14 protein-coding genes are annotated in these 15658 nt (G+C 40.3%); 9 read left to right on the forward strand and 5 right to left on the reverse strand.

Annotation, left to right across the window (positions count from 1 at the left end; genetic code table 11):
• Nucleotides 1–22: 22 nt before the first annotated feature.
• Nucleotides 23–574 carry a nucleotidyltransferase domain-containing protein gene (locus HYW21_03415; protein ID MBI2548374.1) on the forward strand — a complete coding sequence of 184 codons (552 nt, stop codon included), beginning with the start codon at nucleotides 23–25 and terminating at the stop codon, nucleotides 572–574.
• Nucleotides 575–764: 190 nt separating this feature from the next.
• On the opposite strand, the gene pip is transcribed toward HYW21_03415, so the two are convergent.
• The 4 genes from pip to HYW21_03435 form a co-directional block, all read right to left on the reverse strand.
• Complete coding sequence (gene pip, locus HYW21_03420) at nucleotides 765–1727, reverse strand: prolyl aminopeptidase (GenBank protein ID MBI2548375.1); 963 nt, start codon at nucleotides 1725–1727, stop codon at nucleotides 765–767.
• Nucleotides 1728–2009: 282 nt separating this feature from the next.
• The gene (locus HYW21_03425; GenBank protein ID MBI2548376.1) at nucleotides 2010–2363 is read right to left on the reverse strand and encodes a hypothetical protein; all 354 of its coding nucleotides are present in this window, start codon (nucleotides 2361–2363) and stop codon (nucleotides 2010–2012) included.
• Complete coding sequence (locus tag HYW21_03430; protein MBI2548377.1) at nucleotides 2360–2638, reverse strand: hypothetical protein; 279 nt, start codon at nucleotides 2636–2638, stop codon at nucleotides 2360–2362. Before HYW21_03430 ends, HYW21_03425 begins: the two co-directional genes overlap by 4 nt.
• A 155-nt stretch (nucleotides 2639–2793) precedes the next feature.
• A complete protein-coding gene (locus tag HYW21_03435) occupies nucleotides 2794–3294 on the reverse strand; it encodes a hypothetical protein (protein MBI2548378.1) in 501 nt (166 codons plus the stop codon).
• Nucleotides 3295–3446: 152 nt separating this feature from the next.
• On the opposite strand from HYW21_03435, the gene HYW21_03440 reads away from it, so the two are divergent.
• The 6 genes from HYW21_03440 to HYW21_03465 all read left to right on the forward strand — a co-directional run bounded on the left by HYW21_03440 (nucleotide 3447) and on the right by HYW21_03465 (nucleotide 9094).
• On the forward strand, nucleotides 3447–4658 hold the full coding sequence (locus tag HYW21_03440) for a DUF2240 family protein (protein MBI2548379.1): 1212 nt from the start codon (nucleotides 3447–3449) through the stop codon (nucleotides 4656–4658).
• A 39-nt stretch (nucleotides 4659–4697) separates the two neighbouring features.
• Complete coding sequence (locus tag HYW21_03445; protein ID MBI2548380.1) at nucleotides 4698–5192, forward strand: metal-dependent hydrolase; 495 nt, start codon at nucleotides 4698–4700, stop codon at nucleotides 5190–5192.
• A 290-nt stretch (nucleotides 5193–5482) separates the two neighbouring features.
• On the forward strand, nucleotides 5483–5830 hold the full coding sequence (locus HYW21_03450; GenBank protein MBI2548381.1) for a hypothetical protein: 348 nt from the start codon (nucleotides 5483–5485) through the stop codon (nucleotides 5828–5830).
• 286 nt (nucleotides 5831–6116) lie between these two features.
• On the forward strand, nucleotides 6117–7133 hold the full coding sequence (gene radA, locus HYW21_03455) for a DNA repair and recombination protein RadA (protein ID MBI2548382.1): 1017 nt from the start codon (nucleotides 6117–6119) through the stop codon (nucleotides 7131–7133).
• A gap of 81 nt (nucleotides 7134–7214) precedes the next feature.
• The gene (locus HYW21_03460; protein MBI2548383.1) at nucleotides 7215–8471 is read left to right on the forward strand and encodes a right-handed parallel beta-helix repeat-containing protein; all 1257 of its coding nucleotides are present in this window, start codon (nucleotides 7215–7217) and stop codon (nucleotides 8469–8471) included.
• Nucleotides 8472–8632: 161 nt separating this feature from the next.
• Complete coding sequence (locus tag HYW21_03465) at nucleotides 8633–9094, forward strand: TRAM domain-containing protein (protein MBI2548384.1); 462 nt, start codon at nucleotides 8633–8635, stop codon at nucleotides 9092–9094.
• 55 nt (nucleotides 9095–9149) lie between these two features.
• On the opposite strand, the gene HYW21_03470 is transcribed toward HYW21_03465, so the two are convergent.
• Complete coding sequence (locus HYW21_03470) at nucleotides 9150–10697, reverse strand: right-handed parallel beta-helix repeat-containing protein (protein ID MBI2548385.1); 1548 nt, start codon at nucleotides 10695–10697, stop codon at nucleotides 9150–9152.
• 301 nt (nucleotides 10698–10998) lie between these two features.
• Between HYW21_03470 and HYW21_03475 the strand changes: the two genes are divergently transcribed.
• Nucleotides 10999–11262: a hypothetical protein gene (locus tag HYW21_03475; GenBank protein ID MBI2548386.1), complete on the forward strand. Its 264-nt coding sequence runs from the start codon at nucleotides 10999–11001 to the stop codon at nucleotides 11260–11262.
• A 136-nt stretch (nucleotides 11263–11398) separates the two neighbouring features.
• On the forward strand, nucleotides 11399–15574 hold the full coding sequence (locus HYW21_03480) for a S8 family serine peptidase (GenBank protein ID MBI2548387.1): 4176 nt from the start codon (nucleotides 11399–11401) through the stop codon (nucleotides 15572–15574).
• Nucleotides 15575–15658: the final 84 nt, after the last annotated feature.

Here is a 15658-nt window from a genome sequence, read left to right on the forward strand (position 1 = left end):
GTATATCTCAGGTATACTAATTATGGCAAGCCCAAGTAAAGAAAAAAATGTACTACAACTAATTTTAGAAAATAGCCCTCTAAAAGAATGGCATTTTGAGGAAGTAGTTAGGGAAGCAAAAATTACAAAACGAGTGGCGAACAAATGGTTAAAAAAATATGTATCTGATGGATTACTTAAACATATAAATGAAAAAGGAACATTTCCATATTTCACCGTTGGAAGTAATAATCCTATTTATTATTCTCTAAAAAGAGTTTATGCCTTAGAACAACTTCATAAAAGCGGGCTTATTCCAAAACTCTTATCCCTCAAAACAGCTAAGGTAATCATATTATTCGGAAGCATCGTAAAAGGAGACTGGTATAAAGACTCAGATATTGACATTTTTGTTTTTGGAGATATTTCGGATTTTGATAAAAACGTTTATGAACTTAAACTTCAAAAGAACATAGAATTATATCTATTCCAAAACAAGGAAGAGATAGAAGAAGTAAAGACAGGGCTTATAAAAAACATAATCAATGGATATGTCATAAAAGGTCGGATACAAGACATTGCTGAGGTTGCATAAATGAAACTTACGGTTGATAATCTAGATAAAACCTATAAGCTCTGCAAGAGTACAGGAAGCATAAAGGAAAAATCGATAGATATTGAACTGATTAATTATTACTCAGGACACACTTAATTTTTGTAAAGAGACACTCTCACCTTGAAGATGCTTACGCATTTGTAAAATTATAGAGAAAGAATCGGGGCAGCTAGAAGTATCTTTTGAAGTCTTGTGTCGCTTGTACTAACTCGCTTCTTATTGCTGGTTCTAATGCTGAATGACCCGCAGTTACAACTCGGAATTCTTCATCAGGTAATTTCATTGCTTTCTTAACTTCCCATGCGGTTCCAATCGGACAAACCATATCGTATCTTCCTTGAACAATTCTTGTTGGAACTCCTTGTAACTTTGCAACTTCTCCAAGTAAATAATCATCGGACGGTAAGAAGATTCTATTTCTAAAATAATGATTCTCAATCCGAGCAAAAGACAAAGCAAGATGTGGATCTTCAAATTTACTTGTTAAACTTCCATCATCTTCTAGTTTTGATGTTGCAGCTTCCCACCTGCTCCATGCTAAAGCAGCAGTTAATCTTACACTTTCCTCGTCACTTGTCAACAATTGATGATAAGCTTCAACCATCTTCCCAGGCTCAACTCCAGGAATCCGTGCTTTGTATCTTTCCCATTCTTCTGGGAAAACCATCTGCGCTCCACATTCTTCATAATACCATGCAATTTCTTTTTCTCTACAAAGAAAAATACCACGAAGAATGAGTCCTTTTACTCTATCGGTATGAAAAGTTGCATAAGATAATGCTAAAGTGCTTCCCCAACTCCCACCAAAAACCATCCATTCATCAAGTCCAAGATGCTCTCGCAATTTATCCATATCTGAAACTAAATCTTGAGTTGTGTTTTCAGTAATATTAGCATGAGGTGTACTTTTTCCAGCTCCTCTTTGATCAAATAAAATAATTCTATAAAAATCAGGATCAAAAAATCTACGATATTTAGGATTTGTTCCACTACCAGGCCCTCCATGAAGAAACACTATTGGTCTACCATCTGGATTACCACTTTGCTCATAATATAATTCATGAAGTCCTGATACCCGTAATCTTCCTTCATCAAATATTCCAATTTCTGGAAAAAGTTCATTCAGCGTCATTTATATATGGATTCTCCAGTTTCTTTAAATAGTTTACTATCCGACAATAATAAAAAGAAAATGCTGCCCCGATTTTGATTGTACTATGGTGAGAGTGTCTTTGATACTATTTTTAATTGCTCACTTTGTTCACCTGATCGTATGTCCTTGCGTCATAACTCTTCGTCGTCACTTCGTTCCTCCTCATCCCCCCCACTGCGTAGGGGAAAAGGATATAACAGGAATTCCGATGTTATGTTCAATTGAGAAAAAGACCTAAATAGAAGAGGCGGGACTAAAAAATCATTTATTTTTATAACCAAACTTTTTATTATAAGTATCATGATCAATTACATCAAGAACAAAAGCAATTATCTCTATCTCTCTTTCTCCATCTGTAAGTGTATATAACATTCTCCAAAAACTAGGAAGCTCAACCCAAAACAAATTAGTCGCACCATACTTCTTTTTATATTCATCAGGTATCAACTTCTTTGCTATCGGTTCTCCATAATGATGGTTTGCTTTGATTAATTCGACTTTCTTATTCACAGAATTTAGGATCATACGCTCATTCTTTGAAGTAGGTGCTTGTTCATTTAGATAAGCATATACTTCTTCTGCTTCTGGAGATAAGATTACTCGTACTGTTTTCATAATTCAAGCCCTCTTGCAATAGCTCTTCTTAAATTTGGATTAGGGTTATGAATCCAGGTAATCCCTTTCATACTCACTGCTATCTTATTGCTTTCTTCCAAATACTCAAGTATCACCTTCAGAGTATTGTGATTAATTTGCTTTGGAAGCCTTCTTTTAAGTTCAGCAATAGTTATAACACTTTCATCCATATTCTTCAGAGTTTCCTCTACCATCAGCACAGTATTCAAAGTAGGAGAATGTTCTAATCTTTGTTCTTGTATTGATTCTGACATTTTAATCATTAATATTTATTAGTTAATAACTAATATATACTAACTTATATATAAACGTTTCGTTTTTAGTCCCGCTTTAAGAAATAAAACTTTACTTTTACGTAGAGCCCCCCACTTTTCGACCGCTAGAATGAGACAGCTTTCTGAGCATATCATCAGCTGTCCTGCACAATTTTCCTGAGTGAGCTGTAGCTCTCATAGGCCATGCGTCCGGGGTTTTGTCCCACTGAAGGTTCTCGTGTTGGTGCATGACGTGGAAATATCCCCTGATACTCCCTGTCAAGAACTCCTTCGATGATACTGACCATAGCAACAGGGACGTGAACCCTTTCTCCTTTATCGTTTATTGCTGGCATAGGTCTCGTGCGGCTGCTCTGCCATGACACCAATGCTTCGATGGGACATCGGTAGCAGGTGTTTCCCTGCCAAACATCAATAGTTTCCTGATTCACCTGGAGAAGGTAGCTATCTAGCCCCTGAAGCTCAATAAGCGTGCCAGCTGGTTGATTGCATAGTACAATACGATTATGCTCTGTTCGCTCTCCGCTATAGATAGGTCTTGGTAAATGAAAAGCACGAAATTCTCTTCTGAGTTTCTCGGTATAGCTCTCAAGAGCGTACTCCGGAATTATCTGGAGAGATTGTTGTCTTCGCATGCTTATCCCCCTAACTCATCTTCTTGACACCTTTCTTGATGAGGAAAGTGCAGAATCTTTTTAAGTATTCGTGATTTTTGCTTCTTTTCCCTCTTATCGAGGAAAACCCAAACATATATAAACCATCGGCGATTGCACCTTCCTGAGGTCATATGTTTAAAATTCCTTACGAAGACATTGTTTCTAAGATCACTGAAAAAACAAACCTTACTCCGACTGAAATAGAACTGAGAGTAAAGGAAAAGATGAAGGTACTTTCTGGCTTGATCTCAAAGGAAGGGGCTGCATATATTATTGCAAATGAGCTTGGGGTAAAGGTGGTTGAGCAGCAGGAAGGAAAACTGCAGATCAAGAATATTCTTGCGGGTATGCGAAATGTTGAGACCATTGGTAGGGTACAGCAGGTTTACGAAGTCAAGGAATTTGTCTCCGGAGAAAGACGGGGAAAGGTTGGTGCTTTCTTACTCGCAGATTCTACGGGAGTTATTCGTGTTGTTTGCTGGAATGAGCAAACATCACTGGTAAAGACCTTTAAACAAAATGATCTGGTGAAGATTGAAGGAGCTTATGTCAAGGAAAACAATGGAAAGAAAGAAATCCATGTCAATGATCGCACAAAGCTCATTAAAGATCCTCGTGGTGAAACCATTCCAGAGTTAACACTCGCTCCACCAGAAAAGAAACGAAAGCCTCTCCACGAGTTAAGTGAGGAAGATAGTGATGTGGAGATTGTTGGCACTATTGTCCAGGCATTTGATCCTCGGTTTTATGAGATTTGTCCGCAGTGTAGTAAACGTGCACGGCCAAAAGATGCACAATTTGCTTGTGATGCCCATGGCGAAGTAACTCCTGCCTACGGTTATGTTATGAACCTCTTGCTTGATGATGGTACTGATACCATCCGCGTTGTTCTCTTTCGTAATGTCGTTGACCAGCTGCTTGAAATCGATAGCACGGCTGTTCTTGCCTATAAGGACAACCTTGGGGCATTTGAGTCACTCAAGCAAAATCTTCTCGGAGAATCCATTAAAATAAATGGCAGAGTCACTAAGAATACCATGTTTGATCGTTTAGAATTCATTGCTCAAGCAGTTACAAAAACAGATCCAGAAGAAGAAATTACGCGATTACAACGGGAGCTGGATGATGAAAGTAGTTTCTCCCGGACAACTCCTCATCCTCGTTCTCTAACCGGAGATACAAAAGCAGCTCCTCATACGCTTACCGGATCCTTTATTAATCCATCTTCAAAAGCGAAATCAGTCAAGCAGGAGTATGGAAGGCCCTATGGGAGTTCTTCCTCTTCTTCAGACTCAGAACAAGAGCAATTTGATGATGATCCTGAAGAAGAATCGATTATGTAAAAGCAAAGATTTATAGTTGCTGTTTGGTTTTTGTTGCGAATGCGTGGATATACTCATCTTGTGTTTGGTATTGTTGTTGCACTGCTGTTTCTTGTCTTTGTTCCAAGCGCGTATGTCGATAGGTATGGTGATAGTAACGAAAATGTCAGTGCCTTTCTTTTTCTGTTCCTTGTCGCTCTTGGGGCACTTTTGCCGGATATAGACCATCCTGGATCCTTGCTTGGCAAACGAGTAAAACTCGTGGGCTGGTTGTTTTCCCATCGAGGAATCTGGCATAGTCTCCTTCTTCCAGCAGCTATTCTTGGCCTTGGGTGGTTCTTTTTTCCGTGGTTTCTCTACCCGAGCATGGCACTTTCTCTGGGCATTGTTTCACATCTCCTTCTTGATGGATTAACCCCCCGAGGAGTTCGTCTTTTCTATCCTTTTAGTGATTTCCAGTTGAGAGGATTCCTCAAGACTGGTGGAGCTCTTGAAACAGTCCTGTTTATAGGTATTCTCATAACTATGGGATGGTTGCTTTGGCAGTTATTTTGATTTTCTTCCAATTTCTTCCAAACCAAAGCACTCCCCACTGGACAACCCTGCGTGAGCTATATAAATGAGGCTTTCCTCTTACCTTCTTATTGCCTTGCGTAGATCTCTTGGCACAGTTTCCTGCTATGCCGGATACCTACAGCAATGTAATCTCCAACCCCTGGAGGACATAAAGGAAATACTCTAAAAAACCCAAGGTGTGAATGCCTTTGCGGTAAGGAGCTCTCCCTTATGGACCTCAAAAAAAGGGGGTTTGAAACAAAATGCGAAAAGCAATGGAGGTGTCTTTCATGACACACCTAACACAACAAAAACAAATGCAGGTAAAACAAATAGACCTGCAGAAGAGTACTGGCAAGAATCTGCCAGAAATGAAAATACGAGCCGGACCGGTTAAAGTCACGGTCTGGAGCAACCAGAGTGTAGGAAAATCTGGAAAACCAGTAACTTTCCGAACCATTACTCTGGACAGGAGTTACCTTGATAAGAACGGAGAGTGGCAGCATACGAACTCGTTGCGTCTCAATGATTTGCCAAAGGCTATGCTTGCCTTGAGCAAAGTCTACGAGGATTTGCTACTCCGTGGTATGGAACAAGGCTCTTCTGAAGGAGCTATTCCTGAGGAACCCGTTCTTTAATGGGATTATGATACCACCCTCAACAACCTCTTTTTCAGAAGACTTCTAGGAATCTTTCCAAAGAAGTCCTCTGTTTTTTTCAATTTTTAGCAAGATGTACGGATATGGCTATGAAAGACATATAAACATATAAAGCTTAACAACTTCCTAGGTGAGATGCATGAAAAAACCAATACAAAAACAAGTTTTTATGGAGCAAGAACAAGAAAACAGAGAATCTGGAGAGCAGATTCAAGAGCAGATTGGAGACCAAATAATGGATGAAACTGAGGAATCCGAGCTTACAATGAAGAACGAGCGAGAGAGCATGGAAAGAGAAAGTATGAATGTTCGTGAGGTACGTTCTCTCAGACGAGACCGCGAGCCAGGAATTGCAAATCTGCCTGGCGTTGGTGCAGCTACGGTTGAGAAGCTTGAAGCTTCTGGTTATGGTACCTTACTCTCTATTGCTGTTGCATCTCCGGGAGAGATTGTTGATGCGGTTGGTATGGGAGAGGCTTCTGCCCGTAAAGTTATCCAAGCTGCCAGAGGCATGCTTGACATGGGATTCGAGTCAGGTGATGAGCTCTTAAAGCGGCGTGAAAAGATTATGCGAATCTCTGTGGGCAGTGAAAACTTTAACCTGTTAATGAATGGTGGCTTAGAAACAGGTGCTATCACCGAATGTTTTGGTGCCTACGGAAGCTCAAAAACCCAGGTTGCCCATCAGTTAGCAGTCAATGTGCAGAAATTGAAGGATGAAGATGGAAATCCACTCTCTGCTATCTATATAGATACTGAAAATACCTTCAGACCAGAACGTATCTGTCAGTTTGCAAAAGGTGCAGGCTTTGATCCTCATGAGGCATTGAAACGTATCAAAGTTGCCCGAGCATTCAATTCAGATCATCAGATGTTGCTGGTGGAGAAGATTGAGGATCTCATCCAGAAAGAAGGGATCCAAGTTGGTTTAGTTATCGTTGATTCGCTCACCGCACATTTCCGTGCAGAGTTTATTGGTCGTGGTACGTTGGCAGAGCGTCAACAGAAACTGAATAGGCATATGCACGCCCTGTCTAGGCTTGCAAGTACCTATAATCTCTGTGTCTATGTTACGAACCAGGTCATGGCAAAGCCTGATCAATTCTTTGGAGATCCGACCGAGGCAATTGGTGGGCATATCGTTGCTCATAACTCGACCTTTCGAATCTATCTCCGTAAAGGCAAGAAAGGAACAAGAGTAGCCAAGCTTGTTGACAGTCCCAATCTTCCTGATGGAGAAGCTATCTTTGAGATTACAACCGATGGTTTACGGGATGTATAAGTCTCTTCTCTTCTTTTTCTAATTTCTTTTTTTACTTTTTCATGGATAATTTTATAAAGTTTAGTTATATTACCCGTAATTATGAGTCCTCTTTTCGGATCTACGGTCTATCGACTTGCTCCAGCAATAATAGGTGCAGTGTTGATTGATTTTGCCGGACACTATTTTACGGGTCCGGAAGCAAAGCATGCTAGTTTTGAGTCTAGCCCTACTATTTCTAGTAAGCCCTTTTATCCTGAACCTCAAAGTAAAATTCCTCTTCAAATATCCCGCTTTGAATCTCCCCCCGATACTCTTTATGGACGATCTCACTTGACAGGAACTATTGAAAACAGTGTTTTACGTGCTTCAAACTTTGGTGTTGCTGATGGAGATAGCGTCACCTTACGTGACGTTGTCCTTGAAATTACTGGGGAAGGGCCTCACCGAGGGATTTACACCGGCTCTGGAGCATCCCTTGTTTTTGATCATGTTAAGGTTCGCAGTTTAGATGGAAAGCCGTATGCCTTTGAGATGATGAAACCGAGGGTTGTGGACTGGTCTTCTGTCGAGATCTCTTCAGTAAGTGATCCTTTATCCTCTTTAGCACGCGATCCAAGAGCGAGCGGTACTATTGAACGTGGGGTTCATCTGTTTTTGGCAGGAACACCATCGTCTATCTCTCTTGATAATTGCTATTTGCATGGTAATGCTGTAGGGTTAGGCGTCGAAGGTGGTAGTCCCTCACGGGTACCTGTTAACCTATCTGTTCGGGACTGTCTTTTTGAAGATCAAACCTATAACGGTATTTTTCTTTCTGGACTTCAAGGGGAACCTGTTATGAGCATTACTGGAACAGTTTTTCGTGGTGTTGGCGAACACTGTGGTGTTATGGCCATTGATACCGAGAATTTGCATGTAGAAAACGATTATTTTACCGATGTACCTAGTGGAGCTGGTGTTATGTTCATTAATTCAGCGAATGGAAGATTTTACAGGAATATCTTTACTGAGAATCTCTGGAAGGGGCTTACGGTTGACCATAGTGACTCTGCTTCTGTTACAGGAAACGATTTCGCAGAAATTACAACTTCATTAGGTAAGGATCCTGCAGAAGCATTTCAGGTACTCAAAAGTTCCTCACGTGTCTATCTTTCAGGGAATCTTTTCGATAGCAATACTATTGCCCTTCGCGTTGGAGGACCTCCGGCAAGCGATTTAAAAGTTGCTGCAAATGTTTTCCGTGGAAATACGTATGTTGTTCGGTATGACTATGATGTTCCTCCTCTTGATCTTGCGCGTAACTCTTTTGTTGCTACTCCTTTAACCGTTACTCCTGTCTCTGGAATAAATAGATAGAAGTAACGAAAAGAGATAAAGCAGACGTTTTAGTCCATTTTTAACAAACCTTTAAATACTTAGAAGATATTCTTACCTTGGATAGGCTTAGCATTATTTCTGGCCTACCGAGTGTTTTAGGTCTAGCCTAAAACAGAACAACAGAGATAGGTGAATGTGATATGTATGGAAATAAAGGTGGTTTCAGACCAAGTGGTGGTTTTAGACCAAGAGGAAGTTTTGCCCCAGTAAAAGTTGGGGAAGAGTTGGAAGTAAGCATTGAAGCTGTCGGTGAAAAAGGCGACGGCATTGCAAAGAAGAATGGATTTGTTCTCTTTGTACCGAACACGAAAGAAGGCGATCATGTTCGCGTTCGTGTGAATAAAGTCCTTCGTAAAGTAGGATTTGCAGAAGTTATTGGCGGAAAGGGATCACCAGCCAAGAGTGCTCCTGCCGATGGCGAAGAATACGCTGAAGAATCTTCAGAAGAGTCTTCAGAAGAAGAAACTCCTCAAGACAGCGAAGAGTTTGGCGACGAAGAAAGCCAAACAGAAACCTCTGATGAAGAGGAAGAGCCTAAAAAAGGATCTTCTGATTGGGAAGAGGACACTGAGGACTTTGGTGACGAAGAGAAAAGCGAGTAAAGACGTACCTAAAAACAGATCTTTCTTTTTTTCTTCATTTTTTTGTGTTCAGCCTTCATCTTTTACGAAGAGTGGCAGTAAAAATGGTTAGAATAATCATTCCCAACCACACCCATTGACTCCACATGACCCATGTTTCTCTGTTTCTGTTTGCATACCAATCAGCATTGCTCAATGGGTTATAATCTTTTTCTATACCCTTTCTTGATGCAAACCCGTGCAATGAATTGAGTGATGCATCTTGGACATTATCTCTTATCGCCCCTCCAATGCGTATTTTTCCTTGGATGATGTTGCCGCTTGCTTCTCGAATTCGTTCCTCGTACTTTTCAGGAAGATGCAATGCAATAGTTCCGGTAAAAATATTGTCTTGGAGAACAATGGTTTTACTCGTTCCATCCTTGGTTAGACCAAAGGCGAAATCAGAAGCACCATACACCTTGTTGTTTTCAATACGGATATCATCACCTTCGCCAGCAAGAATGCCAGAACCAGAACCAAAGCCATGGTCAGGAGCAACAAGTTCAGTAATGGTGTTGTTCTGTATCATAACCATTCGTGGATATTCCTCAGGATCATTCGTAACTGCGCCTTTTGTTACGGTAATACCATTTCTACTACGGTAGATGATGTTATCTTTTAGCGTAATATTCTGTGCATTGCTATGGATGATAATACCCTCTCCCCATGATGTCTGACTCGGCAAAACTCCGCTACAGGCGTTTCCTTCAATAACAACTGATCTCGAGGTCTTGATATCAACACAGTTCTCACGGGCAGCAGCAATGCGATTATTAGTGATGGCAATCCCCTCAGCAGCAGGAAGTCCAGTTCCTTTGAAATCATTGATAACCTGGATGCCATCACCTGAAAGCTGGGAAATATTATTTTCGTTGATAACGATAGCTGAAGATCCTGGCCATACAAGTACCCCATGGGCGTCCTTGTTTTGGAAAAACAAGCTACCTTGGGTAACTAACCATCCAAAAAACAGAAGGTTCATGATGATAGCAGCAATGAGTATTTTCGAAGACAGAATATTCCGGTAAGATAAAGATAAACAAAGAGCGATGACAAGGATGACCGTCAGAAGAATATAGAGTATTGGGGCGAAAAACCAGGCATTCAGTTTGTCGATCATGAAAAGGTCATTATGTTCTACAGTAATGTTGCTTCCCTTAACCTCAATGGCGCTGCTCAGGGTATGAAATAGTTTACTGTTTTTAAGGCTAAAATGATCATGGTTAATGTTTACTAAAATGCGATCTTTTCCTTGACCGTCAATGCTGATCTCTTCAATATTCCAAAAGGGAGCGTTGACATCAAAAACACTTCCTCCTGCTGGCATCAATACAACCTCTCCCGTACCTTTTATGGTGATTGGTTTTTCTGGTGTTCCATATTGTTGTAAACGGATGGATACCGTATAATGGCCTGGAGCTATGCTGAATATATCCCCGGGTTGTGCTTTTATTCCTATCTGTTGTAATTCTTCTTCGGTGTTTAGAGAGTATTCTTCTGCACGAGTAAAACTGCTTACAAGAGTTAGGAGAAACAGCATGCCTATTATGACGGGAATCAAGCCTGCTTGGGATAGTCGCATAGATCTTGTAAGAAATCTGTGAGATTTATATGTTTCTGTTTTTGTCTGTTATCGTCAGTTCTTAATTGGCTAATCATAACTAGTTAATAATAATAACTTTAGGGGATTTTTTAGCTCTTTTCGTTATGTTATTTAACAACAATAATGTTAATTAACTTAACATTAATGTACTTAAAATTCTTTTTTGTTAATCTTATTAACACTTATTTTGTTAGTTAATTTAACAAGCAAATGTTTAAATATAACCTATGTTAATTAAATTAACTTCATGGGTAGTTCCGAGAAAAAGAGAGGAAGACCGATGGTGTTATATTCATATTCTACCGAATGCTTATCAAAAACTGATAAGGTTAGGTTCTATTATGCGCTTAAAGGCCGTGATGGAAGATCTGGAATCGTTAGAAGAACAAAAACCTTTCATATAGGAAAAACAGTTCTTTTAGCCCCTTTTAGAGCTGATGAAGATCTAAAAATGTTCCTTACCTATTGGAAACTTCCTTTTATTCGAAGAAAATTGGTACTTTTAGAAGAAAAGAGGTATGAACGTGATTATGAGGCATCATGATTTTTTTTCAACCCACCGCTGGGATTTTTCTGCAGATACAACACCCCCAAAATCGTATTCTTGCACTCCCAGCCGTGGGTTTCTTTCCTCTGTTTCCGGCTCTTGGTATGGCCAGCTATCAAGACCTTTGGTGATCGTGATTGTTTTCCTTTTTTTCTTAGTGATAAGTGGTTTTTATGCTCATTCTTTTCCTTCCTTTTCCCCGTCTTCGTCTCTTTCATCTTCGTTCGCTCCATCACTCGCTTCTGTTGATGCACAGGTTTTTTCAGCATTACAACATGATACGTCTGTTCCGGTTATCATTGAGTTAGACAAAAGTGCTGGCATCCCTCTTGCTTCATTCTCCTCTCCACAGGAGAAACAGGCTGCTCTTCAGCAGAATAAACTCATCATTGCATCACTTCAGGATACGCTTGTTGAGGATATTTCATCTGATGATGTTCAGATTCAGCGCCGGTTTACCACGCTTTTTGGCTTGAGTGCACGCGTTACCAAGAATGGCTTAAAACAACTGCAGCGTCATCCTCTTGTTAAAGCGATACATTATGATCGAGAAAACCAGATTTTTCTCACCGAAAGCCTGGGCATTATTGGTGCAAACAATGTCCAAGGGACAATCTTACATGGTAATAATATTACTGGCTCAGGTGAAACTGTTTGTATCATTGACACTGGCGTTGATTATACCCATGAAAGTTTAGGGAACTGTACGTCAAGCCAATTCACTGCAGGGAATTGCAGTAAGGTTATTACGGGTTATGATTTCGTGAATAGTGACAACAATCCTCTTGATGATCATGGTCATGGCACGCATGTTGCTGGAATTGTTGCTGCCAATGGTACGGTTACTGGGGTTGCGCCAGGTGCACGTATTGCAGCGATCAAGTCTTGTAATTCAGGAGGTGCCTGTTTAAATTCATGGATTATCTCAGGAATTGATGCGTGCATGGATAATAAAGCTGCGTATAATATCTCAGTCATGAGTATGAGTTTAGGCGGAGGTAAATTCAGTGCTGTTTGTGATAGTGATCCTCTCGCGAGTGCGGCAAATGAAGCAGTTGCCTTGGGAATCTATGTCGTTGCTGCCTCGGGAAATGACGGTAATAAAACTCATCTTTCTTCTCCTGCCTGCGCTTCAAATGTAACTTCAGTCGGAGCTACGTATGATGCTGATCTTGGCTCAAAGACATATCCCACGGCAGGGTGTACTGATACTACTACGGCCGTTGACAAGGTTGCTTGTTTCTCCAACAGCAATGCCTTGCTTGATCTTATGGCTCCTGGGGCTATTATTACTTCTACGGCAAGAAACGGCGGTACAACCTCAATGACCGGGACATCGCAAGCAACTCCCCATGTTGCAGGCGGTGCTGCGTTACTTCTTCAATACAGAAGACTCCAGACTGGAGGAAATCTAACACCTTCCCAGCTTCAAACGATTCTAAACACTACTGGCCTTGTAGTCGCTGATACAGGAAATAATCTTACCTTTTCTCGCATTAATTTGAGTGCTGCTCTTGCTTCATTAGTCTTGCCTATTACGCTTGAATACCCTCTGAATAATTCAAATCTCTCTGACACCACCACGTGGAGCTGGGTAAATATTTCAACCAATGTGTCTACTACCTGTAAATACAGCCAAGAGAATAGATCGTTCAATTTTACCAGTCAAGGGACGCTGTTTAACATCACCGGTAGTACGCTTCATAGCTTTAATCTCACCAATCTGAGTGAGGGAAATTCATACACCTTGTACTATAAATGCAATATTTCAGCACAAACTGAGGACTATGTTGCAGCAACGCATGTCTTCCACATTCCTGACCAGGCACCAAGCATTACGCTTGTTTATCCGGCAAATGCAACTAATCTGAGTATTGACACACTATGGACATGGATAAATCTAACAACCCATGAGCAAGCAGAATGCCATTATCACCAAACAAATGTGAGTTTTGCATTTTCAAATGGAACTTCTTTTACCCTGACTAATAGCACGGCCCATGCATTTAACTTTTCGAATAACAGTGTTTTGCAGGAGGGAGCAAACTACACGCTCTTCTATAAGTGTAAGGATCTTCGAAATAATACCAATGCGGAATCCATAACTCATGTTTTTGGCGTCGATCAAGATCTTGCTCCTAGAGTAACGCTCGTCTCACCGCAAAATAACAGCTACAGTACAACGAACAATGTCTCTTTTACTTGTTCGGCAACTGATGACAAACAATTAACCAACATCACTTTTTACTGGAACTATACCGGTAATTTCACGGCAAATGAAACCATTACGGTTAATGGAACACAAAACACCTCTTCATTTCAGCGAACATCCCTCAATGATACAGCGATTTTATGGAACTGTTTGGCATATGACAATCGTAGTACTGCTCAGTACAATAGCAGTTCGGTAAACTATACCGTTACCATTGATACGCTACTGCCAAATGTTACTTCAGTTATTCCTCAGAATGCAAGTGTCAATGTAACTGAACGAACAAATATTACCCTGACGTTCTCAGAATCTGTCCTTAATACCACGGTTACCAACCAGACCTTTACCATAACTTACCCTTCAAATGCAAGTAACAACACTCAGGTTGAAGGATCATTTCAGTTCTTGAACAACTCACGCATAGTAATCTTTAGTCCCTATTTATTCCTGCCAGAAAATAAGACCTTTACCGTCCAAGTTTATGATACCATTACTGATGTTGCAGGAAATCGTTTAATTGCCAATCACTCTTCCATATTTACCACCCGGTTTAAAGACACTGATGAAGACAGTATCCCCGATTATCTCGATGATGATGATGATAATGACGGTATTGTTGACGCTAATGATACTTTAAAAGGAAACAGCAGCAGTATTAACACCCCTCTTGATAATGTCACCATTCTTGTCAATGAATCAGCAAATCTCTCGGTTTTATTTGCAGAGACGAACACCGTAGAACTCAGAAAAGAGAGTAGACCCCTTGTCCAGTTCAGTTATAATTTTACGATTCAGAATGTCCTTGATTTAACTGCTCTCAAAATTGAGGAACGACAATCAGGGAATAATTTTACATCGCTATTAATCTATGGGCTTAATCTCAGTGGAACGACAAAGAAATTTTTTCTCCAGAATCTTACTCCTAATGCAACCGGAATTTGTATTAAGGATCTTGCAATAACTTCACTTGATCAGTTGAATACAAACGGCAATTGTACCGGAACATCTGAGATAAAAGTTCAGTGTGATGGAACAGAGCAAAATAATTACACCTGTACCTACAACACTACCGCGAGCAGATTCCTCGTTGAGCCATTACAACACTCAGGCATTGAGCAGATAAATTATTCGTGTACTTCTTCTTGGTCCTGTAATTCATGGGGTAGTTGTAGTAATAACCTACAAACCTGTAATGAATGGGCTGATAGTAATTCTTGTGGAAGAGATTATACAGGATCTTTAACCCAATCCTGTAGTTCTGGTGGTGGAAGTAGTGGTGGGGGTGGTGGAGGCGGGGGCGGAAGTCAATTGTCGTCGAAAAATGAGGTATCTCACTCTTGGGCATCGGTTATACAAGGAAAAACCTATAGTTTTAATGTAACCTCAAACAACATTGCTTTAACGCAGATTGCTTTTGTTCCTGCAAAGAATCTTTCAGATGTTACTATTACGGCAAAATCCTTGAACAGCCTTCCTGATACCGTGCCTGTTTTTTCACTGGTACCCTACCAATACCTGAATATCAGCACACAACATTTGCATAACCAAAATATTAGTAATGTTACTTTTATCTTTGTCGTCAACCAGACATTTCTTGCTGTAAACAACGTAACAACTCAACAAGTCATTCTCCTGCGTGATCATACCGGGGTTTGGGAAGAACTGCCTACAACGGTTGTCAAAAAAAACCAGACCGTCGTTACCTATACTGCAAGTTCGTTGGGATTCTCGTATTTTGTTATAGCCCTTAAGCCGATACTGCGTGAGTTAGTAAATGAAACTCCTGAAAATCTTGAGCTTCCAGACTTAGAAGAGAATGTAACGACAAATATCTCAGATTCCCTTGGAGATGACAACCAGACATCAGCTATCCCCCTTGCGGTGAGGAATGAATCAGCTCAAGCAATTTCTCAAAAAGGACCTACGTTCTATACCTATTTCCTTGCCTTTGTCGTGTTTGTTTTCGTTCTTCTGATAGGATTTGCTTATCTCCATGTCAAAGAGCACGCAGCTTTAATTCGAGAAGCTGAAAAGCAGAAAAAGGAAGGAAAAGAAGAAAAAAAAGAGAGTATGTCAAAGTATAATAGAGGACAATAATTTTTAGTAGGATTTTTGCTCTTTTATATACTAGAAAACCTAACAAATAATATCAAAAATTTAGGTTTTCTGTTATAGTTAACT

Source organism: Candidatus Woesearchaeota archaeon, from assembly GCA_016187565.1.
Classification (GTDB): domain Archaea; phylum Nanobdellota; class Nanobdellia; order Woesearchaeales; family JACPJR01; genus JACPJR01.

Bases quoted from the DNA above. Each gene is read 5' to 3' on its own strand.
- HYW21_03425 (MBI2548376.1), bottom strand. From the start codon at position 2,363: ATGAAAACAGTACGAGTAATCTTATCTCCAGAAGCAGAAGAAGTATAT.
- HYW21_03465 (MBI2548384.1), top strand. From the start codon at position 8,633: ATGTATGGAAATAAAGGTGGTTTCAGACCAAGTGGTGGTTTTAGACCA.
- HYW21_03450 (MBI2548381.1), top strand. From the start codon at position 5,483: ATGACACACCTAACACAACAAAAACAAATGCAGGTAAAACAAATAGAC.
- HYW21_03470 (MBI2548385.1), bottom strand. From the start codon at position 10,697: ATGCGACTATCCCAAGCAGGCTTGATTCCCGTCATAATAGGCATGCTG.
- HYW21_03435 (MBI2548378.1), bottom strand. From the start codon at position 3,294: ATGCGAAGACAACAATCTCTCCAGATAATTCCGGAGTACGCTCTTGAG.
- HYW21_03440 (MBI2548379.1), top strand. From the start codon at position 3,447: ATGTTTAAAATTCCTTACGAAGACATTGTTTCTAAGATCACTGAAAAA.
- pip (MBI2548375.1), bottom strand. From the start codon at position 1,727: ATGACGCTGAATGAACTTTTTCCAGAAATTGGAATATTTGATGAAGGA.
- HYW21_03460 (MBI2548383.1), top strand. From the start codon at position 7,215: ATGAGTCCTCTTTTCGGATCTACGGTCTATCGACTTGCTCCAGCAATA.
- radA (MBI2548382.1), top strand. From the start codon at position 6,117: ATGAAGAACGAGCGAGAGAGCATGGAAAGAGAAAGTATGAATGTTCGT.
- HYW21_03445 (MBI2548380.1), top strand. From the start codon at position 4,698: ATGCGTGGATATACTCATCTTGTGTTTGGTATTGTTGTTGCACTGCTG.
- HYW21_03430 (MBI2548377.1), bottom strand. From the start codon at position 2,638: ATGTCAGAATCAATACAAGAACAAAGATTAGAACATTCTCCTACTTTG.
- HYW21_03415 (MBI2548374.1), top strand. From the start codon at position 23: ATGGCAAGCCCAAGTAAAGAAAAAAATGTACTACAACTAATTTTAGAA.
- HYW21_03475 (MBI2548386.1), top strand. From the start codon at position 10,999: ATGGTGTTATATTCATATTCTACCGAATGCTTATCAAAAACTGATAAG.